The organism is Cobetia sp. 2AS, from assembly GCF_029846355.1.
In the GTDB taxonomy this organism is placed as follows: Bacteria; Pseudomonadota; Gammaproteobacteria; order Pseudomonadales; family Halomonadaceae; genus Cobetia; species Cobetia amphilecti.
Map to the genome: position 1 here is coordinate 1 of NZ_JARWKQ010000010.1, position 17,818 is coordinate 17,818.

Genomic DNA, 17,818 nt, shown 5'->3' on the forward strand with positions numbered 1-17,818 from the left:
GTTCCGTAAGGAGTGCGGCGTATTCTAGCGAATCGCCCGGGATTGTCAATCGATGAATTCGAAGCGGACTTCAAAAATATCAAGCAAAACAATCACCTGCAAACCTCTTTCACCGCTGGTAACGCCATGCGTCCCCAGCAGCGGATGCGTACTTTACGCAGGAATCGGCTTGATGGCAAGGGCTTTTTGGCCAGATATCCCTATCAATTCAAACAAGCTCATGCAGGCACTGCGTGCTCCAGCATCAACTGCAGTGACTCTCTCCCCCGCCAGCGATTGCGCGACAACTTGTAAGCACACTTCAGCGAGGCCCCCACGCCGAATGCCGGTGATTCCCCCGGTGACAGCGCACGGAACCAGATCGCCTTGAGGCGCGTACGCCCGTGCGAGAGTTCCAAAGACAGGTGCGTGCCATCGGCGCCTACCGGCCTGAGGCTCTCGACCAGGAAGCTGCCCTCGAAGAGAGGCGCCTCGAACTCACGCCCGAAGGGCGCCAGACGCTCGAGCTCATCCAACGTCTCCAGACTCAACTGCCCTTCCACCAGTTCACCATCGCTGAGAATCAAGGGATTGAGCGCCCTCTCCCCCAACTGCTCCGCGGCTGCCTGTTGCAGGGCACGAGTGAAGGTATCCTTTTCCGTCAGCGGCAAGCCCACCCCGGCGGCGCCGCGATGCCCACCGAAGCGCGGCAGGCACTGCGGCGCGAGATCATGAGCACGCTGCAGCGCATCCCGCAGGTGCAATCCTTCGATGGAGCGCCCGGAGCCCGTCAACATGCCGGGCACCGCGGCTGGCGTCAGCACGACGGTCGGTCGCCCGAACTGCTGCACCAGGCGCGAAGCGACAATGCCCTGCACCCCGGGATGACCATCCTCCAGATGGACCACGATCACCTGATGCCCTTCCCGCAAGGAGGTGAGCGCCAGGGCACGCGCCGACTCGACCATCTCGGCTTCGATCGCCTTGCGGGACTGGTTGTCCTGATCGAGCACCTCCAGTGCACGCTGCGCCGCGTCATCTTCCCGCGCCAACATGAAATGCAGCGCGGCGTACGGGTCATCCAGACGCGAGCGGGCATTGATACGCGGCCCCATCTGGAAGGCCAGCGTCTCGGCATTGAAGGGCACGCTATCCGCCCCGAGCCGCTCTGCCATCGCGCGCCAGCAGGGTTCCTGCATGCGGTTGATCAACGTGAGGCCGAGATTGACCACCGCGCGATTGATCGCACTGCCCCCCAGCGACACACAGTCCGCCACCGTCCCCAGCGCCACATACGACAGCCACGGCGACAGCTTGGGGGCATCGCTCGGCAACCTGCCCTGTTCGATCAAGACGTTACGGGTCAATGACATGGTCAGCCAGGCGACCATGCAGCCGGCAATGGTCGCATCGGGATAGGCGCAGTCATCTCGTGTCGGATTGACGGTCGCGTAGGCGGAAGCCGGCGGCCCTTCCTGAGGCAACGCATGGTGATCCGTCACCACCACCTCTATCCCCGCCTCCTTGAGCAACGCCAGACGCGCCTCATCACTGGAGCCGCAGTCCGCGGTCACGATCAGAGACGGGCGCGGTGACAGCGTCATGATGCGCTCGACCAGCGGCAGACTGATGCCATAACCATCATGGATGCGATGGCCGATCAGACTGTGCACGCGGTCGTAGGGCACATCGAACAGCTCGGTCAGCGTGCGCAGCATCACCACATGCGAGGTGATACCGTCCACGTCATAGTCCGTGAGGATGCCGATATGCTCCCCCTCGGCGACGGCGCGCGCGATGCGCTCTGCCGCGCGTCGGCCATCGGCCAGCCGTTCGGGATGCTCGATATGCCGGAGCGCCGGCGTGACCAGCGCCTCCAGGGGAGCCTTGCAGCTCTCCAGCGTCAGGCGCCCTGCCAGCACACGTGCCTGCAATTCGCTGAGCCCGGTCGCGATGCCCTGTTGATAGAGACGCTCGTCACGCACGCGCGGCTGAATGACCCGCGCAATGCTGGCCGCAAGCGTGCGCTCGTCCGGACGGCTCATGGAATCTTGCGAGAATGGGGGCGACACGGGGGAAGTGACAGACATGGAGAGCTCCTGACAAACGACATGGCCGTCATCTCGGCAGCGAACTGCAGACATGACGGCCATGAAAAGATGACTGCCGATCACCCCGAACGGGCCAACCGGCAGTTGTTGCAATCACCCGCGGCGATTCTCGCGCACGAAGTCCTGCACTGCCGCCAACTCCGCCGGCAGTACGCTGTAACGCTCCTCGCGCTCCAGCAGGTCATGCAGATGCGGCGGCAGATCGACGCCAGCAAAGCCGGCACGCGCCACGGCTTCGGCAAACTTGGCCGGATGCGCCGTCGCCAGCGTGATCATCGGCGTCGCGCTATCGGTACGGCAGACCTCAGCCGCACGATAGCCGGTTGCCGTATGCGGATCGAGAATCTCGCCGGTGCGATGGTGCGCCTCACGGATGACCTCGAGGATCGTCTCGTCATCGACACTGTGGCTGGAGAACAGCTCTCGCAACTTCGCCAACGGAGCATCCGCCAGCGCTGCCGGTTCCCGCGAGAAGTGCTCGAGCAGCTCACGGATCGCCTGACCATCGCGGCCATAGGCTTCGAACAGCAGACGTTCGAAGTTGGAGGACACCACGATATCCATCGACGGTGCCAGCGTCGCCTTCAGCTCCTGACGCGAGAAGTCATTGGAGGAGATGGTGCGATGCAGGATGTCGTTGGCGTTGGTGGCGATCACCAGCTGGCGCACCGGCAGCCCCATGCGCGAGGCCAGATAGCCGGCAAAGATGTTGCCGAAGTTGGCCGACGGCACCGTGAAGCTGACCTGACGCGCCGGAGCGCCCAGCGCCACACCGGCGGCCACGTAGTAGACGGTCTGGGCCATGATGCGCGCCCAGTTGATCGAGTTGACCGCGACCAGACGCGTGCCGTTCAGGAAGTCCTGATCGGCGAAGCTGGCCTTCACCATCGCCTGGGCATCATCGAAGTTGCCTTCGATGGCGATGTTGAAGACGTTGGGCGCCAGCACGGAGGTCATCTGGCGACGCTGCACTTCGGAGACACGGTTGTGCGGATGCAGAATGAAGATATCCACATGATCGCAGGCACGGCAGCCCTCGATGGCGGCAGAACCGGTATCGCCGGAGGTCGCCCCCATGATCACCGCACGCTCGCCGCGCTTGGCGAGGAAGTGATCCAGCAGGCGACCCAGCAGCTGCAGCGCGACATCCTTGAAGGCCAGTGTCGGCCCGTGGAACAGCTCCAGCAGGTAATGGTTGCTGTCGAGCTGATTGAGCGGCACGACGGCATCGTGACTGAAGGTCGCGTAGGTCTCGCGCACGATGTCACGGAAGGTCTCGTCATTGATGGCGCCATCGACGAAGGGCTTCATGACACGGAAGGCGATTTCCGCGTAGGACTCACCGGCCATCGCCGTCAGCTCTTCGGCGCTGAACTGCGGCAGGGTTTCCGGCACGTACAGGCCGCCATCGCTGGCAAGCCCCGTGAGAACCACATCTTCAAAACCGAGCGCCGGCGCCTGGCCGCGCGTGGAGATATAACGCATGTCGTGTCTTCCCGTGGCTCTTGCCACCGTTATGATTCTTGCTCTTCCGGCCTGCGCCGGCTGCCCAGCGGGGCGGTGCCATCACCGTCGATAGTCCCACCCCGTTTGCCCGCGATCAGGCGTTGTCGTCGAGATCCTCGACACGAATGCGCACCACGGAACCGGCGACATCCACCAGCGCTTCCAGCTGACGAATCGCTTCGTTCATGTGCAGTTCGCGCGCACGGTGCGTGAGCAGAATGATCGGCACCAGCTCCCCTTCGGTGGCTTCCTTCTGGATGATCGCCTCGATGGAGATACCCTGCTCGGAGAGAATCGACGCGACACGCGCCAACACGCCCGGGCGGTCCACTGCGTGCAGACGCAGATAGCAGGCCGTCTCGATCTCTTCCATCGGCAGGATCGGCAGGGTGTCGCCGTGCTGATTGATCTCGGCGAAGGCCAGATACGGCACACGGTAGCGGTGGTCGGTGGCGATATCGCGCGCCACGTCGAGCAGGTCCGCGACCACGGCAGAGGCCGTCGGCTCGGCACCGGCGCCGGCACCGTAGTAAAGGGTCGGGCCGACAGCGTCGCCCATCACCTCGATGGCATTCTTGACGCCATGCACGTTGGCCAGCAGGCGCTCCTTGGGAATCAGCGTCGGATGCACGCGCAGCTCGAGACCCTTGGCCGTGGCGCGGGTGATGCCCAGATGCTTGATGATATAGCCCAGGTTATCGGCCTGCTCGATGTCCTCGGCCGTGATGCGCGAGATGCCTTCGGTGTAGGCCTTGTCGAACTGCAGCGGCACGCCGAAGGCGATCGAGGCCAGGATGGTCAGCTTGTGCGCGGCATCGATGCCTTCGACATCGAAGGTCGGATCGGCTTCGGCATAGCCCAGCGCCTGCGCCTCGGCCAGCACGTCCTCGAAGCTGCGACCTTCATCACGCATCGCGCTGAGGATGAAGTTGCCGGTGCCGTTGATGATGCCGGCCAGCCACTGGATGCGGTTGGCACCCAGGCCTTCACGCAGCGACTTGATGACGGGAATGCCACCGGCCACTGCGGCTTCGAAGGCCACCATCACGCCCTTCTCGGCCGCGGCACGGAAGATCTCGTTACCGTGGACGGCGATCAGCGCCTTGTTGGCGGTCACGACATGCTTGCCGTTGGCGATGGCTTCCATCACCAGCTGATAGGCGACATCGTAGCCGCCGATCAGCTCGACCAGCACGTCGACCTCGGGATTGCGCGCGACCTCGAAGATGTCATGCGTGCGGCTGACGCCGGTGATATCGCAGTCAGGATTGTCGCGTCGTGCGCCGACCTGTTCGACGATGATCGGGCGTCCAGCACGACGCGCAATCTCATCGGCATTGCGAATCAGCACGTTATAAGTGCCGCCGCCTACGGTCCCTAGACCACAGATTCCTACTTTCACCGGTTTCAACGTCGCTTTCCTCTCTTGTTACGGTATCCAGCCTTGAGGGCCGCGCCACTGTCAGCGACGGCCTTGCCGATCTCACGTCGGTCTATTATCCAGACATCGTGCACGTACGTCTGTCGTGACCACGGTAGCAAGGCAGGACGCCCTGTCAACGCGCAGTCTTGTCGCCTGTGATTCAGTCATCGATGCCCAGCATGCTGGCAAGACGCTCCACGGGCAGGTAGCCCGGCACCATCTGGCCATCCGGCATCACGATGGCCGGGGTGCCCTGCACTCCCATGCGCGTGCCCAGCTGATACTGGCTTTGCACCGGTGCATCGCAGCTGGCCGCCTGCTTGGGCACTTCGCCTTCATTCTTGATCTGGTTCATCGCCTCGGTGGGGTTGTCCGCACACCACACCTGCGCCAGCTCACGCGCCCCCTGCGAGCGCATGCCACCGCGCGGGAAGGCCAGATAGCGCACTTCGATGCCACGTGCATTGAGTTCCGGCACTTCCTGGTGCAGCTTGCGGCAATACGGGCAGGTGGTATCGGTGAAGACACTGATCACCGCCTTGACCTCACCCGCCGGGCGGAAGATGACCATATCATCTTCACTGACCTCGGCCAGCAGCTCGAGGCGCTCGCCATTAGCCTTCTGCTCGCTGAGATTGACCAGCCCCTTGTCGCCATCGTTGCGGTACATCTCACCCACGATCAGATGCTTGCCGTCGATATCGGTAAAGAAGCTCTCGCCACTGGTCAGGCGCACCTCATAGAGGCCGTCGATGGGGCTTGAGGCCAGTGATTCGACCGGCAGCGGCTGGCCATTGACGACGAGCTTGTCGCGCAGATCATCCAGCGCATCAGCCTGGGCCAATGGCGCCACAAGCGTCAGCATGGCGCCGGCGCTCAGGAGGCGGATCGCACGGGACAGGGCCTGCGGACGACGGAAAGACTTGCTCATCAAACACTCCTTGGCGTCCGCGCGCAGAGGGAAGGACACTCAGCCACGCGGATGATGTTCGGCATGCAGACGCTCCAGACGCGCCTGGGCCACATGGGTATAGATCTGGGTCGTGGAAAGATCGCGATGTCCCAGCAACAGCTGCACGACACGCAGGTTGGCACCGTGATTGAGCAGGTGCGTGGCGAAGGCATGGCGCAGCGTATGCGGTGACAGAGGCTTGCTGATGGCCGCAGTCACGGCGTGACGACGGATGCGATGCCAGAAGGTCTGTCGCGTCATGGCCTTGTCGTGTCGGCCGGGAAACAGTGCCGGACGCGTCTGGTCGGCCATCATCGCAGGTCGGCCAACGGACAGCCAGCGTGACAACCAGTCACAGGCCTCCTCGCCCAGCGGCACCAGCCGCTCACGATCGCCCTTGCCGGTGACACGCACGACGCCCTGGCGCAGATTGAGCGCATCGACACTCAGGTTGACCAGCTCGCTGATGCGCAGCCCCGCTCCATAGAGCACTTCGAGCATGGTGCGGTCGCGCAGCCCGATGGGCGTGTCGAGATCCGGCGCCTCCAGCAGGCGCTCGACCTCTTCCTCATCCAGCGTGCCCGGCAGGCTGGGAATCACGCGCGGCAGGCGCACCTCATGCAGCGGGTCCGCCTCGATCATGCCTTCGGCCAGCGCCCAGCGATAGAAGCGCCGCAATGCCGACAGCAGACGCGCCGTGGAGCGCAGCGCATGCGACTCACGTCGCGAGTCACAGAAGGCCTGCACCTGCTGCGGTGCCACGCTCAGCAACGGCACCGTGTCAGCGCCCGTCTCCGCCTGATCGGCCAACCAGCGCCGCCAGGCCGTGAGATCACTGCGATAGGCGCCGAGCGTATTGTCACTGGCACCCCGCTCTAGCCACAACGTATCGAGAAAGGCCTCGACCAACGCATCGTCGTCCATCATTCCCGCTTCCCCGTCCTGAATGACGCGTCATCCGCGCTCGCCGTGGCCGTCATGTTCCGCGGCACCTGGCCTGCGTGAGCCTCGATTCTACCGTGATGCCCTGACGATGAAATGAACCCGCTGCAAGTCACAGCGGATTTCCCAGGTGCACAAACACGAAGCCCCCGCCATGCGATGCATGGCGGGGTCTTCATATGGCGGAGGAGCAAGTGGCAATTCGCTCCCCCGCAGTACTGCCGAGTTCTGCAGTCAGGGAATGCGGAGCGCTTAGCCCAGCTTTTCCTTGATGCGTGCAGACTTGCCGCTACGCTCACGGAGGTAGTACAGCTTGGCCTGACGGACGTCACCACGACGCTTGACGTCGATAGCGGCAACCTGCGGGCTGTAAGTCTGGAAGGTACGCTCGACGCCCACACCGTGGGAGATCTTGCGGACGGTGAAGGCGGAGTTCAGACCGCGGTTACGCTTGCCGATCACCACGCCTTCGAAGGCCTGCAGACGCTCGCGAGTACCTTCGACGACCTTGACCTGGACGACGATGGTGTCGCCCGGTGCAAAGGCCGGGATTTCCTTGGCCATCTGCTCGTTTTCGATCGCCTGGATCAGTTTATTCTTGCTGCTCATCGCTAGCTCCAAATTCGTTAGCATCAATCCTGGGATTGATGTTCGTCATGACCCCGGCACCGCAAACGGCCTTGAACACGGGGATCGACCTTGTGTGTGACGCGCCACGGAACTCCCGCAAGATGACTCCGGGCCGTGCCGCACCTCCGCCACGGTGGCGGCCTTCTCCTGACAGCGAACCTTCGGTTCGCAGCGGTCAGGCCTTGCCTTTCCGGGCGTGCTGCGCGATGAACTCGTCGAGCAGCTTGCGCTCCTCACGAGTCAACGTGCGACTCTCCAGCAAATCCGGACGCCTGAGCCAGGTACGTCCCAGAGACTGCTGCAACCGCCAGCGCTTGATCAGGGCATGATTGCCACTGAGCAGAACATCCGGCACCCGCTTGCCGTCGATGACTTCAGGGCGGGTATAGTGCGGACAATCGAGCAGGCCATCGGTGAAGGAATCCTCCTCCGCGCTGGCTTCATGCCCGAGTACGCCCGGCACCAGGCGTGCCACCGTATCGATCAGGACCATGGCCGGCAGTTCCCCGCCAGACAGGACGTAATCGCCGATCGACCACTCCTCGTCGATCTCCTCCTCCACCACGCGCTCATCAATGCCTTCGTAGCGTCCGGCCACCACGATCAGACGCTCTTGCGTCGCCAGTTCGCGGGCACCGGCCTGATCCAGCTTGCGGCCTTGCGGGGAGAGATAGATCACACGAGCGTTGTCACCGCCAGCGGCGCGGGCGTCACGAATGGCGCCACGCAGGGTCTCGACCTTCATCAACATGCCGGGACCACCGCCGTAGGGACGATCATCGACCGTACGGTGCCTGTCGGTGGCATAGTCGCGAGGATTCCAGAAATCGACCTCGAGCAGGCCCTTGTCGACCGCTCGGCCGGTCACGCCACTGGCGGTAATCGCCGTGAACATTTCCGGAAACAGGCTCACTACACCAATCCACACAGGCGTCAGCTCTCTGTGCTTAACATCAGAATTCGGGATCCCAGTCGACGCTCATGCGCCCAGTGGTGAGATCCACATCGCGAACCACCTGATCGGGAAGGTACGGCACGAGCCGTTCCTTCTCATCGATGCTGTCGTCGTTCGGCTTTATCACCAGAACGTCGTTGGCACCGGTTTCCATCAGGGTGCTCACTTTCCCGAGGCGCTGGCCATCCAGCGTTACCACCTCGAGACCTTCCAGTTGATGCCAGTAGTACTCACCGACTTCCAGCTGCGGCAGGTGCTGCTTGGGCAGGAGAATCTCCGCCCCGGCCAGCTCCTGTGCTGCTTCGCGACTGTCGATACCTTCGAGCTGTGCCACCAGGCCCTTGCCATGGCGACGTGCCTGAGCGAGGCGGGCGGGAATCTGCTTCCCGTCCAGCTTCAGCATCCAGCCAGCGTAATCGAAGATGCCGTCAATCGGGCTGGTGTAGGAATACACCTTGAGCCAGCCTTTGACGCCATAGGGGCTGGTAAGCTTCCCCATTACCACGACATCATCGTCATGCGATGACGCTGCGGTCGGCTGCGGGTTGTTCGGTTGAGTTGGCATCCTGGAATCAAGCCTGCTGCTTGCCAGCTTCCTTGATCAGCTGAGCGACACGGTCAGAGACCTGTGCGCCCTGCTGCTGCCAGTGAGCGACGCGCTCGAGATCGACGCGCAGACGCTCTTCCTGGCCGCGAGCGACCGGGTTGAAGAAGCCGACGCGCTCGATGAAGCGGCCATCACGGGCTGTGCGGGAATCAGCCACAGCGAGGTGGTAGAAGGGACGCTTCTTGGCGCCACCACGTGCCAGACGAATGGTAACCATTGCGTAATCTGTCCTTCGTGTTGAAGTGAAAATCGTGCCACAGAACTCGTCTTCGCATGGAGGGTCCACACGAAGAGGCGACATTCTACGGAAATTGGCAAGCCTTGGAAACCTTTTTCCAAGGCCATACACACGCTCCGTGGCACGGGACGTGCCACGGAGCGCAATTCATGGTGTCAGCGCCCATGTCTCATCAGCGCTGCATCGGGCATCGGGTCAGCAATCAGCGACGCGGGAAGCGTCCGCCGCCCATGCCGCCGGGGCCACCCATACCGCCCATGCCACCCATACCGCCGGGGCCGCCAGGACCACCGCCACCGCCCATCATGCCGGACATGCCACGCATCATCTTCTGCATGCCACCTTTCTTGCCGGCCTTCTTCATCATCTTGGCCATCTGCTTGTGCTGCTTGAGCAGACGGTTGAGGTCCGGCACCTGGGTACCGGAACCCATGCAGATGCGGCGCTTGCGCGACCCGTTGATGAGGTCGGGGTTGCGGCGTTCCTTGGGCGTCATGGAGTTGATCATCGCCTCGAGCTTGCCCAGCTCCTTCTCGCTGGCCTGGCTCTGGGCGACTTCCGCCAGCTGACCCATGCCCGGCAGCTTGGACATCAGGCTGCCCATGCCACCCATGTTCTTGAGCTGCTGGAGCTGGTCACGGAAGTCCTCGAGATCGAAGCCTTCGCCTTTCTTGACCTTGCTGGCCAGCTGCTCGGCCTTGCTCTTGTCGACGGTGCGCTCGGCTTCCTCGATCAGCGACAACATGTCGCCCATGCCGAGGATGCGCGAGGCGATACGGTCCGGGTGGAAGGGTTCGAGGGCGTCGACCTTCTCCCCCATGCCCATGAACTTGATCGGCTTGCCGGTGATGTGACGCACGGACAGGGCCGCACCGCCACGCGCATCACCGTCGGCCTTGGTCAGCACGACACCGGTCAGCGGCAAGGCTTCATGGAAGGCCTTGGCGGTGTTGGCGGCATCCTGACCTGTCATCGCATCGACGACGAACAGCGTCTCGTCGGGATTGACGCTGCGGTGCAGGGCAGCGATCTCGTCCATCATGTCGGCATCGACATGCAGGCGACCAGCGGTATCGACCAGCACCACGTCGTGGAACTGGATACGCGCGTGCTTCATCGCCGCTTCGGCGATGGCCACCGGCTGCTGGGAGGAGTCGGAGGGGAAGAAATCGACCCCGACTTCCTTGGCCAGCGTTTCCAGCTGGTCGATGGCGGCCGGACGATAGACGTCGGCCGAGACCACCAGCACCTTCTTCTTCTCGCGCTCGCGCAGGTAGCGTGCCAGCTTGGCGACGGTGGTCGTCTTGCCCGCACCCTGCAGGCCTGCCATCAGAATGACGGCCGGACTGCCCTTGAGCGTCAGACCTTCATTGGCTTCGCCCATGATCGCTTCCAGCTCCTGCTGGACGATCTTGACGAACTGCTGGCCCGGCGACAGGCTCTTGGACACTTCCTGACCGACGGCGCGTTCGCGCACTCGCTCGATGAAGGCCTTGACCACCGGCAGCGCGACATCGGCTTCAAGCAACGCCTTGCGCACTTCGCGCAGGGTGTCCTTGATGTTGTCTTCCGTCAGCTTGGCCTGGCCGGTAATCGACTTCAGCGTATGCGACAGGCGATCACTCAAACTTTGAAACATGGGCCTCTCCGGCTAGGGACGTCTGGGGTCCGCGCTGCGGGGACGAGGGCGTAAGCCACCTCGTGACCGGCGCACGGCATGACGCCCCAGCGCGTGAATGGTTATCCTGTCGCGCATTATACGCACAGGGCGGCCGTGTCTCCATGCATGCAAGACTTGCAAGTCGCCATCCTGGCGATGACATGCATGAAGGAAGCAGCGCCGACAATCGTCATGCAATGCGGAGTCTGTCGCCGCGCAGGCCTCATCGCCCGCGAGAGCACGCGACAGGACACCGCGAGTGGATGCAATCCCGGCGGCGCATTCGGTATAGTCTCTGCAGATAGACAGTGCCTCATGCGAGGCCTGATCTCCCGCTACCCTCCGGCACCTGGACAACAGCACATGCAGGCTCTGCCTTTTGCCTTTCTGGCCATCATCTTCTATCTCGGCGCCGGCCTCTGGCAGGGCCTTACCCTGACACGCCGCGTCCCGGCACGCACGCGTCTGGTGCGCAGTCTGGCGCTGATCGCCGTCGCCTGCCATGCCGTCATCGTCTGGGTCACGCTCAACCACGGTGGCGCGCTGCACCTCGGACTGTTCGAGAGCGCTTCGCTTGTCAGCTGGGCCATCTGCCTGCTGCTGGTCATCGCCAGCCTGTTCAAGCCGGTGATCGCCGGGGGCGCGGCGCTGTTCCCGGTCGCTGCCGCCTGTGTGCTCGGCGTGATGAACCTGCCGAGCGCCACCACCGAGAACCCGCTCTCCCCCGGTCTGGTCGCCCACATCTTCACCTCGGTGGCGGCACTGGCCTTCTTCAGCATCGCGGCCATGCAGGCCGGACTGCTGTCGCTGCAACAGCACGCGCTCAAGAAGCGCCATACCCGCGGCATCGTCCAGGTGCTGCCGGCACTGACCAGCATGGAACGCGCGCTGTTCGAGCTGATCTGGGCCGGCATGATCCTGCTCAGCGTGTCGATCATCAGCGGCACCATCTATCTGGACAACATGTTCGCCCAGCATCTGGCTCACAAGACGGTGCTCAGCCTCGGCGCCTGGATCATCTTCGCCGTGCTGCTGTTCGGGCATCACGTGCTGGGCTGGCGCGGCCAGCGTGCCGCCCGCTGGACACTGGGCGGCTGCCTGGTACTGGCGCTGGCCTTCTTCGGCACCAAGTTCGTGCTGCAAGTGGTATTTTCCCACTAAGCCCTGCCACCCCGACAGAGATCGCTCGCTGCGCCTGATGCATTGCAGCGAGCGTGTCAGTATCATGCGCCTAAATCCGCCACCGAGGACCCTTCACTCTTGAGCGACGACACCCCGTTGGGGCTGCTGTTCGGCCTACTGGTCATCCTGATCATCCTGTCTGCCTTCTTCTCGAGTTCCGAGACCGGCATGATGTCGATCAACCGCTACCGTCTCAGTCACCGCGCCAAGGGCGGTGAGCGCGGCGCCAAGCGTGTTACCCGCCTGCTTTCCCGTCCGGACCGCCTGATCGGCGTCATCCTGATCGGCAACAACTTCGTCAACAACCTGGCCGCCTCGCTGGCGACCATCATCGCGATCCATTACTTCGGTGATGTCTCGGGCCCGGCCGTCTCGACCGCCGTGCTGACCATCGTGGTGCTGATCTTTGCCGAAGTGACGCCCAAGACCATGGCCGCCGTGAACCCGGAGCGCATCGCCTATCCGGCCTCGCTGGTGCTGGAACCCCTGCTCAAGCTGCTCTACCCGCTGGTCTGGCTGGTCAATGGCATCTCCAATGGCCTGCTGCGCCTGTTCGGCGTGCGCGATGTCAGCGGCGGCGCCGACAGCCTGACCCGTGACGAGCTGCGCACCGTGGTCCACGAAGCCGGCAGCATGATCCCGCGTCGCCACCAGGGCATGCTGCTGTCGATTCTCGATCTCGAGAACGTCACCGTCGATGACATCATGGTGCCGCGTCAGGAAATCTTCGGCATCGACCTGGACGATGACCTCGACATCATCCTCAGCCATATCCGCGCCAGTCAGCATACGCGGGTGCCGGTCTACAAGGGCGACATCAACAACATCATCGGCATCCTGCACCTGCGCAACGCGGCGCGTTTCCTGTCGCTGGACGAGGTCACCAAGGCCTCCATCATCCAGGAAGCCCGCGAGCCCTACTTCATCCCGGAATCCACGCCGCTGCATACCCAGCTGCTAAACTTCCAGAAGCAGAAGCGCCGCATCGGCATCGTGGTCGACGAGTATGGCGATGTGCAGGGGCTGGCGACGCTGGAGGACATCCTCGAGGAGATCGTCGGCGAGTTCACCACCGATGTCGCCGGTACGCATCAGGAGATCCACCCGCAGGACAACGGCAGCTACGTGATCGAAGGCACCGCCAACATCCGCGAGATCAACAAGGCCATCGGCTGGCAGCTGCCGACTGACGGCCCCAAGACGCTCAACGGCCTGATTCTGGAACATCTGGAATCCTTCCCGGATGCCCCGGCCAGTCTCGCCATCGGCACCACGCGCATCGAGATCCAGCAGGTGAAGGACAACCAGATCACCTCGGCACGCTGCTGGCAGGCGGCTCGCACCACGCGCAGCTGACGCGCCACCCGTATTGCCACGCAGCACGGCACTCTCGACGACAGGCCCGCCAATTGGCGGGCCTGTCGCGTCTGGGGCACGCCAACTCGCCCAGGTGCTCATTTGCAGGTGCTCATTTGCAGGTGCTCGGACGCAGCTGCTCAGGTGCAAGATCCAGCTGCAATACGGTGTTGCAGACCACGACACGCAAGCGGCCCGAACCCACGCTATGCTGTGCGCGTTCGCGCTGCCCGCCAGCGCCAGACGTCACGGACCTGCGCCAGAGCAGGCTGACTCACCGCTCCCCCTGCAATGCCCCACAACCTTCGAATGGCCCTCATGACTTCAGCTTCCGCCCCAACGGCGACCCCCGCCCTGCATCGACAACCTCACTTCACCGTGCTGCTGGCCCTGATGGTGGCGCTCGCCCCGCTATCGATGGATGCCTTCCTGCCCGCCATCCCCGCCATGGCCGCGGAATTCGGTGTCGATCACTCCCGTCTCGGCCTGACCATCACCTTCTTTCTGGCCGGCTACGCCTTCGGTCAGCTGAGTGGTGGCCCGCTGTCGGACAGCCTGGGCCGTCGCCCGATCGCGCTGGGCGGCATCGTGCTGTTCTTGATCGCGAGCCTCGGCTGCGCCATGACGCATAGCCTGGAATGGCTGATGGTCTTCCGTGTCCTGCAGGGGATCGCGACCGGCATGACCGGCGGCGTCTCTCGCACCGTGGTGCGCGATGTCGCGACCGGCAAGGACGCCGCACGCCTGATGACCAACGTCATGATGGTGCTGATGGCAGCCCCGCTGGTCGCCCCCAGCCTCGGCGCCCTCATCCTGGCACTGAGCACCTGGCAGATGGTCTTCATCGGCCTGGCCGTCTATGGCGTGATCGCCGGAGTCGCCATTCGCCAATGGCTGCCGGAGACCCTGCCTGCCAGCGAGCGTTCACCGCTCAGCCTGCGCGGCGCATTGGCCAGCTATCGCACGGTACTGACCACGCGCGGCGTCCCCGGGCACCTGATGCTGCTGCTGTGCGGCCCCGGCATCATGTTCACCTTCCTGACCAACGCGAGCTATCTCTATCAGGGCGTGCTGGGGCTGAATTCCGGTGAGTTCGCGCTGGCCTTCGGCGCCAATGTCGGCGCAATGCTGATCGGCAACCGTCTCAACCACTTCGGCCTCAAGCATCTGCGCACGCGCAAGCTGGTTCAGGTGGCGCTGTGCATGCAGGGGATCGGCATCACCTGGCTGATCTCGCTGGTCATCACCGACAACGTCCAGGTCGCCACCCTGATTCCGGGCATCCTGTTCGTGCTGGGCGCCGGCGGCATGATCACACCCAACGTAATGGCCGACTACCAGTCGCTGTTCACACGTGGCCATGGTGCCGCCAATGCCATCTCCGGCACGGTGCTGTATCTCGGCGGCGGCCTCTATGGCGCCCTGGCCAGCCTGTGGCTGAGCGGCGACGACATACTGGCGGTGCCGCTGGTCATGCTGGGCGCCTGGGCCATCGGCGGCTTCGGCTTCTGGGTCACGCGCCACACCGCTCCCTCCGAGCAGTCCAGCGACTGACGCGACACCGCGCTCGACGCCAGTAGCCATCCGCTGGTCGCCAGAACGTGAAATGCCGCCCCTGCCTGACGATCGTGTCGGCATGGGCGGCATTTTCATGCAGCGCTGAAAAAAGTGAGCGGCTAGCGGGAGCGCGCCAGGCGTGTCGCCTTGCGATGCAGGTCACGCACCGCCTCTTCGAGCTCCACCGCCTTGGTGCCGACTGGGTCGAAGGTACGCCCGACGCACAGCTCTACCCGCCCGCGCAGGCGCCGCGGAAACTTGGCGAAGGCAGGCCCGCCGCCGTGGGAGAACCAGGAGCCCCACAGGCCACCCAGTGCCATCGGAATCACCGGCACCGGGTCACGCGCCAGAATCAACTCCAGCCCGCGCCGGAAGCGCCCGACCTCACCGTCACGCGTCAGCTTGCCCTCGGGGAAGATCATCACCACCTCTCCCTCGCGCAGCGCCTTGCCAACTTCCTCCAGCGAGCGGCGCACCCCTGCCGGGTCCTTGCGTGAGGAATCCACCGGAATCGCCCCGGCGATGCGGAAGAACCACTTCAGCCACGGCGAATGATAGATCTCGGCATCCATCAGGAAACGCAGCGGGCGCGGACTGGCCCCGCCCAGAATCAGCGCATCCATGAAGCTGACGTGATTGCACACCACCAGCGCCGCCCCTTCCGCCGGTATCCGCCAGCGCCCCTTGAGGTGCAGGCGATACATCAGATGGATGAGGATGAAGATATTGAGGCGCAGGAAGGGCCGCGGGTCACGCAGCATGCAGACCACCGCGATCAGCCCGCTGATCAGGGACAGCAGCAGCAGGAAGTCCGGAATATCGCGCCCCATCACGCCCAGCACCAGAATGCCGGCACCGGCCGACAGCACCATCAGCAGGGCATTGAGCACGTTGTTGGCCGCGATCATGCGCGCGCGGTGATCTTCAGGACTGCGGATCTGCAGCAGGGTGTACAGCGGCACGATATAGAGACCGCCGCCGAAGCCGATGACACCGAGATCCAGCCACATGCGCCAGAAACCGGCGATGCCCAGCAGCTCGATCAAGGGCGTGGCCATCTGCGCCTCGGCCAGTGCCGGGCGCAGGGCAAGATCCAGCCCGCCAGCGAAGATGATCAGCGCGCCGAAGGGCACCAGCCCCGTCTCGAGACGCCCGCGCGAGACACGCTCACAGGCCAGCGACCCCAGCCCGATACCGATGGCGAAGGCCGCCAACAAGGCAGAGGTCGCCCCTTCGGCCCCATGCACGATATCGCGCGCATAGGCCGGCAACTGCGTCAGATAGCTGGCGCCGAGGAACCAGAAGGCACTGATGCCCAGCAGCGCCCAGCGTAGCCGGCGGTTGCTCAGCCCTTCACGCATCACCGCGATGCTGCCGGAAAGCGGACGCCACGGCACGGGGCCGGGCGAAGCGGAGGGGGCCGGCGGAATCTTGCCGGCCGCCATCACGCCCAGAAGGGACAGGGAGACCAGCGACGCGGAGAGCGCCCAGCGTGCCAGCTCGCCGCCCAGTGCCATCAAGGCCGCGGCGGCAAGGGTACCGATCAGGATGGCGAGGAAGGTGCCCAGCTCGACCCAGGCATTGCCGCTGACCAGCTCATCCGGCTTGAGGTGCTGGGGCAGGATGGCGTACTTGACCGGGCCGAAGAGCGCCGACTGGGTGCCCATCATGAACAGCAGCGCCAGCAGCAACTCCCAGGCTTCGAAGATCAAGGCGCCGGCCGCCACGCTCATGGTGGCCAGCTCCAGCCACTTGAGTCGCACGATCAGGCGCTGCTTGTCGAGGCGATCAGCCAACAGGCCGCCCCAGGCGGAGAACAGCAGAAAAGGCAGGATGAACAGACCGGCCGCCAGGTTGTTGACGATGCCGGTGTCCCAGCCCCGCTGCTCGATGACCACGAAGGTCATCAGCAGCAGCAAGGCGTTCTTGAACAGATTGTCATTGAAGGCCCCGAGGGCCTGGGTCCAGAAGAAGGGCGCAAAACGGGGTCGCCGGAGCAGTTCTCGACTCATTTGCCAGCTTCCGTGGCATCCCCCGCACACGCAGCCTCGCTGCGTACCTTGAGCCCCGCCAACATGGTGTCCAGCAACTGATCGAGCAGCTCCGTCACTTCCAGTGGCTGCCCCTGCCAGAGTCCCAGACGCTCGTTCATGCCCAGCTGCACCAGACCGTGCACGCTACCCCACAGCGTGCGCGCCATGCGCTTGGCCTCGACGGACTCGACGCGTGGGGCGTACTCGACCAAGGCCCCCTCCACACGCTCGAACAGCCCTTCGATCATCGCGTTCTGACGCTGGTCCAGCTCCCCTTCCTGCGCGAGCGGAAAGTCGAACAGCAGCTGCCAGCGGTAAGGGTCGCGCTGGGCGAAGCCCCAGTAGGCGCGCGCCAGTGCCTTGAGGCGCTCCGAAGGACTCGGCGTCTCCTGTCCGGCTATCGCATCGCGCAGCCTGTCCAGCGTCGCCAGATTGACGTGCTGGAGCAGGTTGCCGAAGCTGCCATAGAGCTTGAGCAGGGTGCTGGGCGCACAACCGACTTCGCGAGCCAGGTTGCGCAGAGACAGGGCGTGAACGGGCTGCTCTTTGAGCCATTCATCGCAGGTCTCCATTACCCGCGCATGCAGCGCTTCCGGTGCATGCTGACGTGGACGGGCCATCGAATTCCTCTGATGCTTGAGATGCGTTACCGCGTAGCGAATCTGACGCGGTGTGTGTTCGGACAGC

General features: G+C 63.9%; 15 protein-coding genes. 3 read left to right on the forward strand and 12 right to left on the reverse strand.

All coding sequences use genetic code 11. From position 1 onward, the window contains the following. Window positions 1-218: 218 nt before the first annotated feature. From QD356_RS17345 to ffh, 10 genes are all read right to left on the reverse strand, one after another. Window positions 219-2,024, reverse strand: coding sequence for a DHHA1 domain-containing protein (locus tag QD356_RS17345; protein ID WP_192839492.1), 1,806 nt, complete (start codon window positions 2,022-2,024; stop codon window positions 219-221). Window positions 2,025-2,183: 159 nt separating this feature from the next. Beyond that, window positions 2,184-3,575, reverse strand: a complete 1,392-nt coding sequence (thrC, locus tag QD356_RS17350) for a threonine synthase (RefSeq protein ID WP_192839487.1) — start codon at window positions 3,573-3,575, stop codon at window positions 2,184-2,186. A 115-nt stretch (window positions 3,576-3,690) separates the two neighbouring features. Then, window positions 3,691-5,007 carry a homoserine dehydrogenase gene (locus QD356_RS17355; RefSeq protein WP_153636631.1) on the reverse strand — a complete coding sequence of 439 codons (1,317 nt, stop codon included), beginning with the start codon at window positions 5,005-5,007 and terminating at the stop codon, window positions 3,691-3,693. Between the two features lie 172 nt (window positions 5,008-5,179). Next, the gene (locus tag QD356_RS17360) at window positions 5,180-5,950 is read right to left on the reverse strand and encodes a DsbC family protein (protein ID WP_043336436.1); all 771 of its coding nucleotides are present in this window, start codon (window positions 5,948-5,950) and stop codon (window positions 5,180-5,182) included. 39 nt (window positions 5,951-5,989) lie between these two features. Further along, window positions 5,990-6,895, reverse strand: a complete 906-nt coding sequence (gene xerD / locus QD356_RS17365) for a site-specific tyrosine recombinase XerD (RefSeq protein WP_192839491.1) — start codon at window positions 6,893-6,895, stop codon at window positions 5,990-5,992. Window positions 6,896-7,165: 270 nt separating this feature from the next. Then, window positions 7,166-7,522: a 50S ribosomal protein L19 gene (rplS, locus tag QD356_RS17370; RefSeq protein ID WP_043336437.1), complete on the reverse strand. Its 357-nt coding sequence runs from the start codon at window positions 7,520-7,522 to the stop codon at window positions 7,166-7,168. Between the two features lie 196 nt (window positions 7,523-7,718). Beyond that, window positions 7,719-8,471 (reverse strand): tRNA (guanosine(37)-N1)-methyltransferase TrmD, encoded by a 753-nt coding sequence (gene trmD / locus QD356_RS17375; RefSeq protein ID WP_043336440.1) that lies wholly within the window; start codon window positions 8,469-8,471, stop codon window positions 7,719-7,721. Window positions 8,472-8,496: 25 nt separating this feature from the next. Then, entirely contained in the window at window positions 8,497-9,063 is a 567-nt protein-coding gene (rimM, locus tag QD356_RS17380) for a ribosome maturation factor RimM (RefSeq protein WP_082388946.1), read from the reverse strand. A gap of 7 nt (window positions 9,064-9,070) precedes the next feature. Further along, window positions 9,071-9,322, reverse strand: coding sequence for a 30S ribosomal protein S16 (gene rpsP, locus QD356_RS17385; protein ID WP_043336448.1), 252 nt, complete (start codon window positions 9,320-9,322; stop codon window positions 9,071-9,073). 223 nt (window positions 9,323-9,545) lie between these two features. Then, window positions 9,546-10,982 carry a signal recognition particle protein gene (gene ffh, locus QD356_RS17390; protein ID WP_054557273.1) on the reverse strand — a complete coding sequence of 479 codons (1,437 nt, stop codon included), beginning with the start codon at window positions 10,980-10,982 and terminating at the stop codon, window positions 9,546-9,548. 384 nt (window positions 10,983-11,366) lie between these two features. Between ffh and ccsA the strand changes: the two genes are divergently transcribed. From ccsA to QD356_RS17405, 3 genes are all read left to right on the forward strand, one after another. Continuing rightward, on the forward strand, window positions 11,367-12,164 hold the full coding sequence (gene ccsA / locus QD356_RS17395; protein ID WP_043336454.1) for a cytochrome c biogenesis protein CcsA: 798 nt from the start codon (window positions 11,367-11,369) through the stop codon (window positions 12,162-12,164). Between the two features lie 99 nt (window positions 12,165-12,263). Further along, window positions 12,264-13,541, forward strand: coding sequence for an HlyC/CorC family transporter (locus tag QD356_RS17400; protein ID WP_043336457.1), 1,278 nt, complete (start codon window positions 12,264-12,266; stop codon window positions 13,539-13,541). Between the two features lie 318 nt (window positions 13,542-13,859). Continuing rightward, the gene (locus QD356_RS17405; protein WP_192839486.1) at window positions 13,860-15,095 is read left to right on the forward strand and encodes a multidrug effflux MFS transporter; all 1,236 of its coding nucleotides are present in this window, start codon (window positions 13,860-13,862) and stop codon (window positions 15,093-15,095) included. A gap of 122 nt (window positions 15,096-15,217) precedes the next feature. On the opposite strand, the gene QD356_RS17410 is transcribed toward QD356_RS17405, so the two are convergent. Both QD356_RS17410 and QD356_RS17415 read right to left on the reverse strand, forming a co-directional pair. Then, window positions 15,218-17,110 carry an MFS transporter gene (locus QD356_RS17410; RefSeq protein WP_192839485.1) on the reverse strand — a complete coding sequence of 631 codons (1,893 nt, stop codon included), beginning with the start codon at window positions 17,108-17,110 and terminating at the stop codon, window positions 15,218-15,220. After that, window positions 17,107-17,751, reverse strand: coding sequence for a TetR-like C-terminal domain-containing protein (locus QD356_RS17415; RefSeq protein WP_043336466.1), 645 nt, complete (start codon window positions 17,749-17,751; stop codon window positions 17,107-17,109). The genes QD356_RS17410 and QD356_RS17415 overlap by 4 nt, the downstream gene beginning before the upstream one ends. Between the last annotated feature and the right edge of the window lie 67 nt (window positions 17,752-17,818).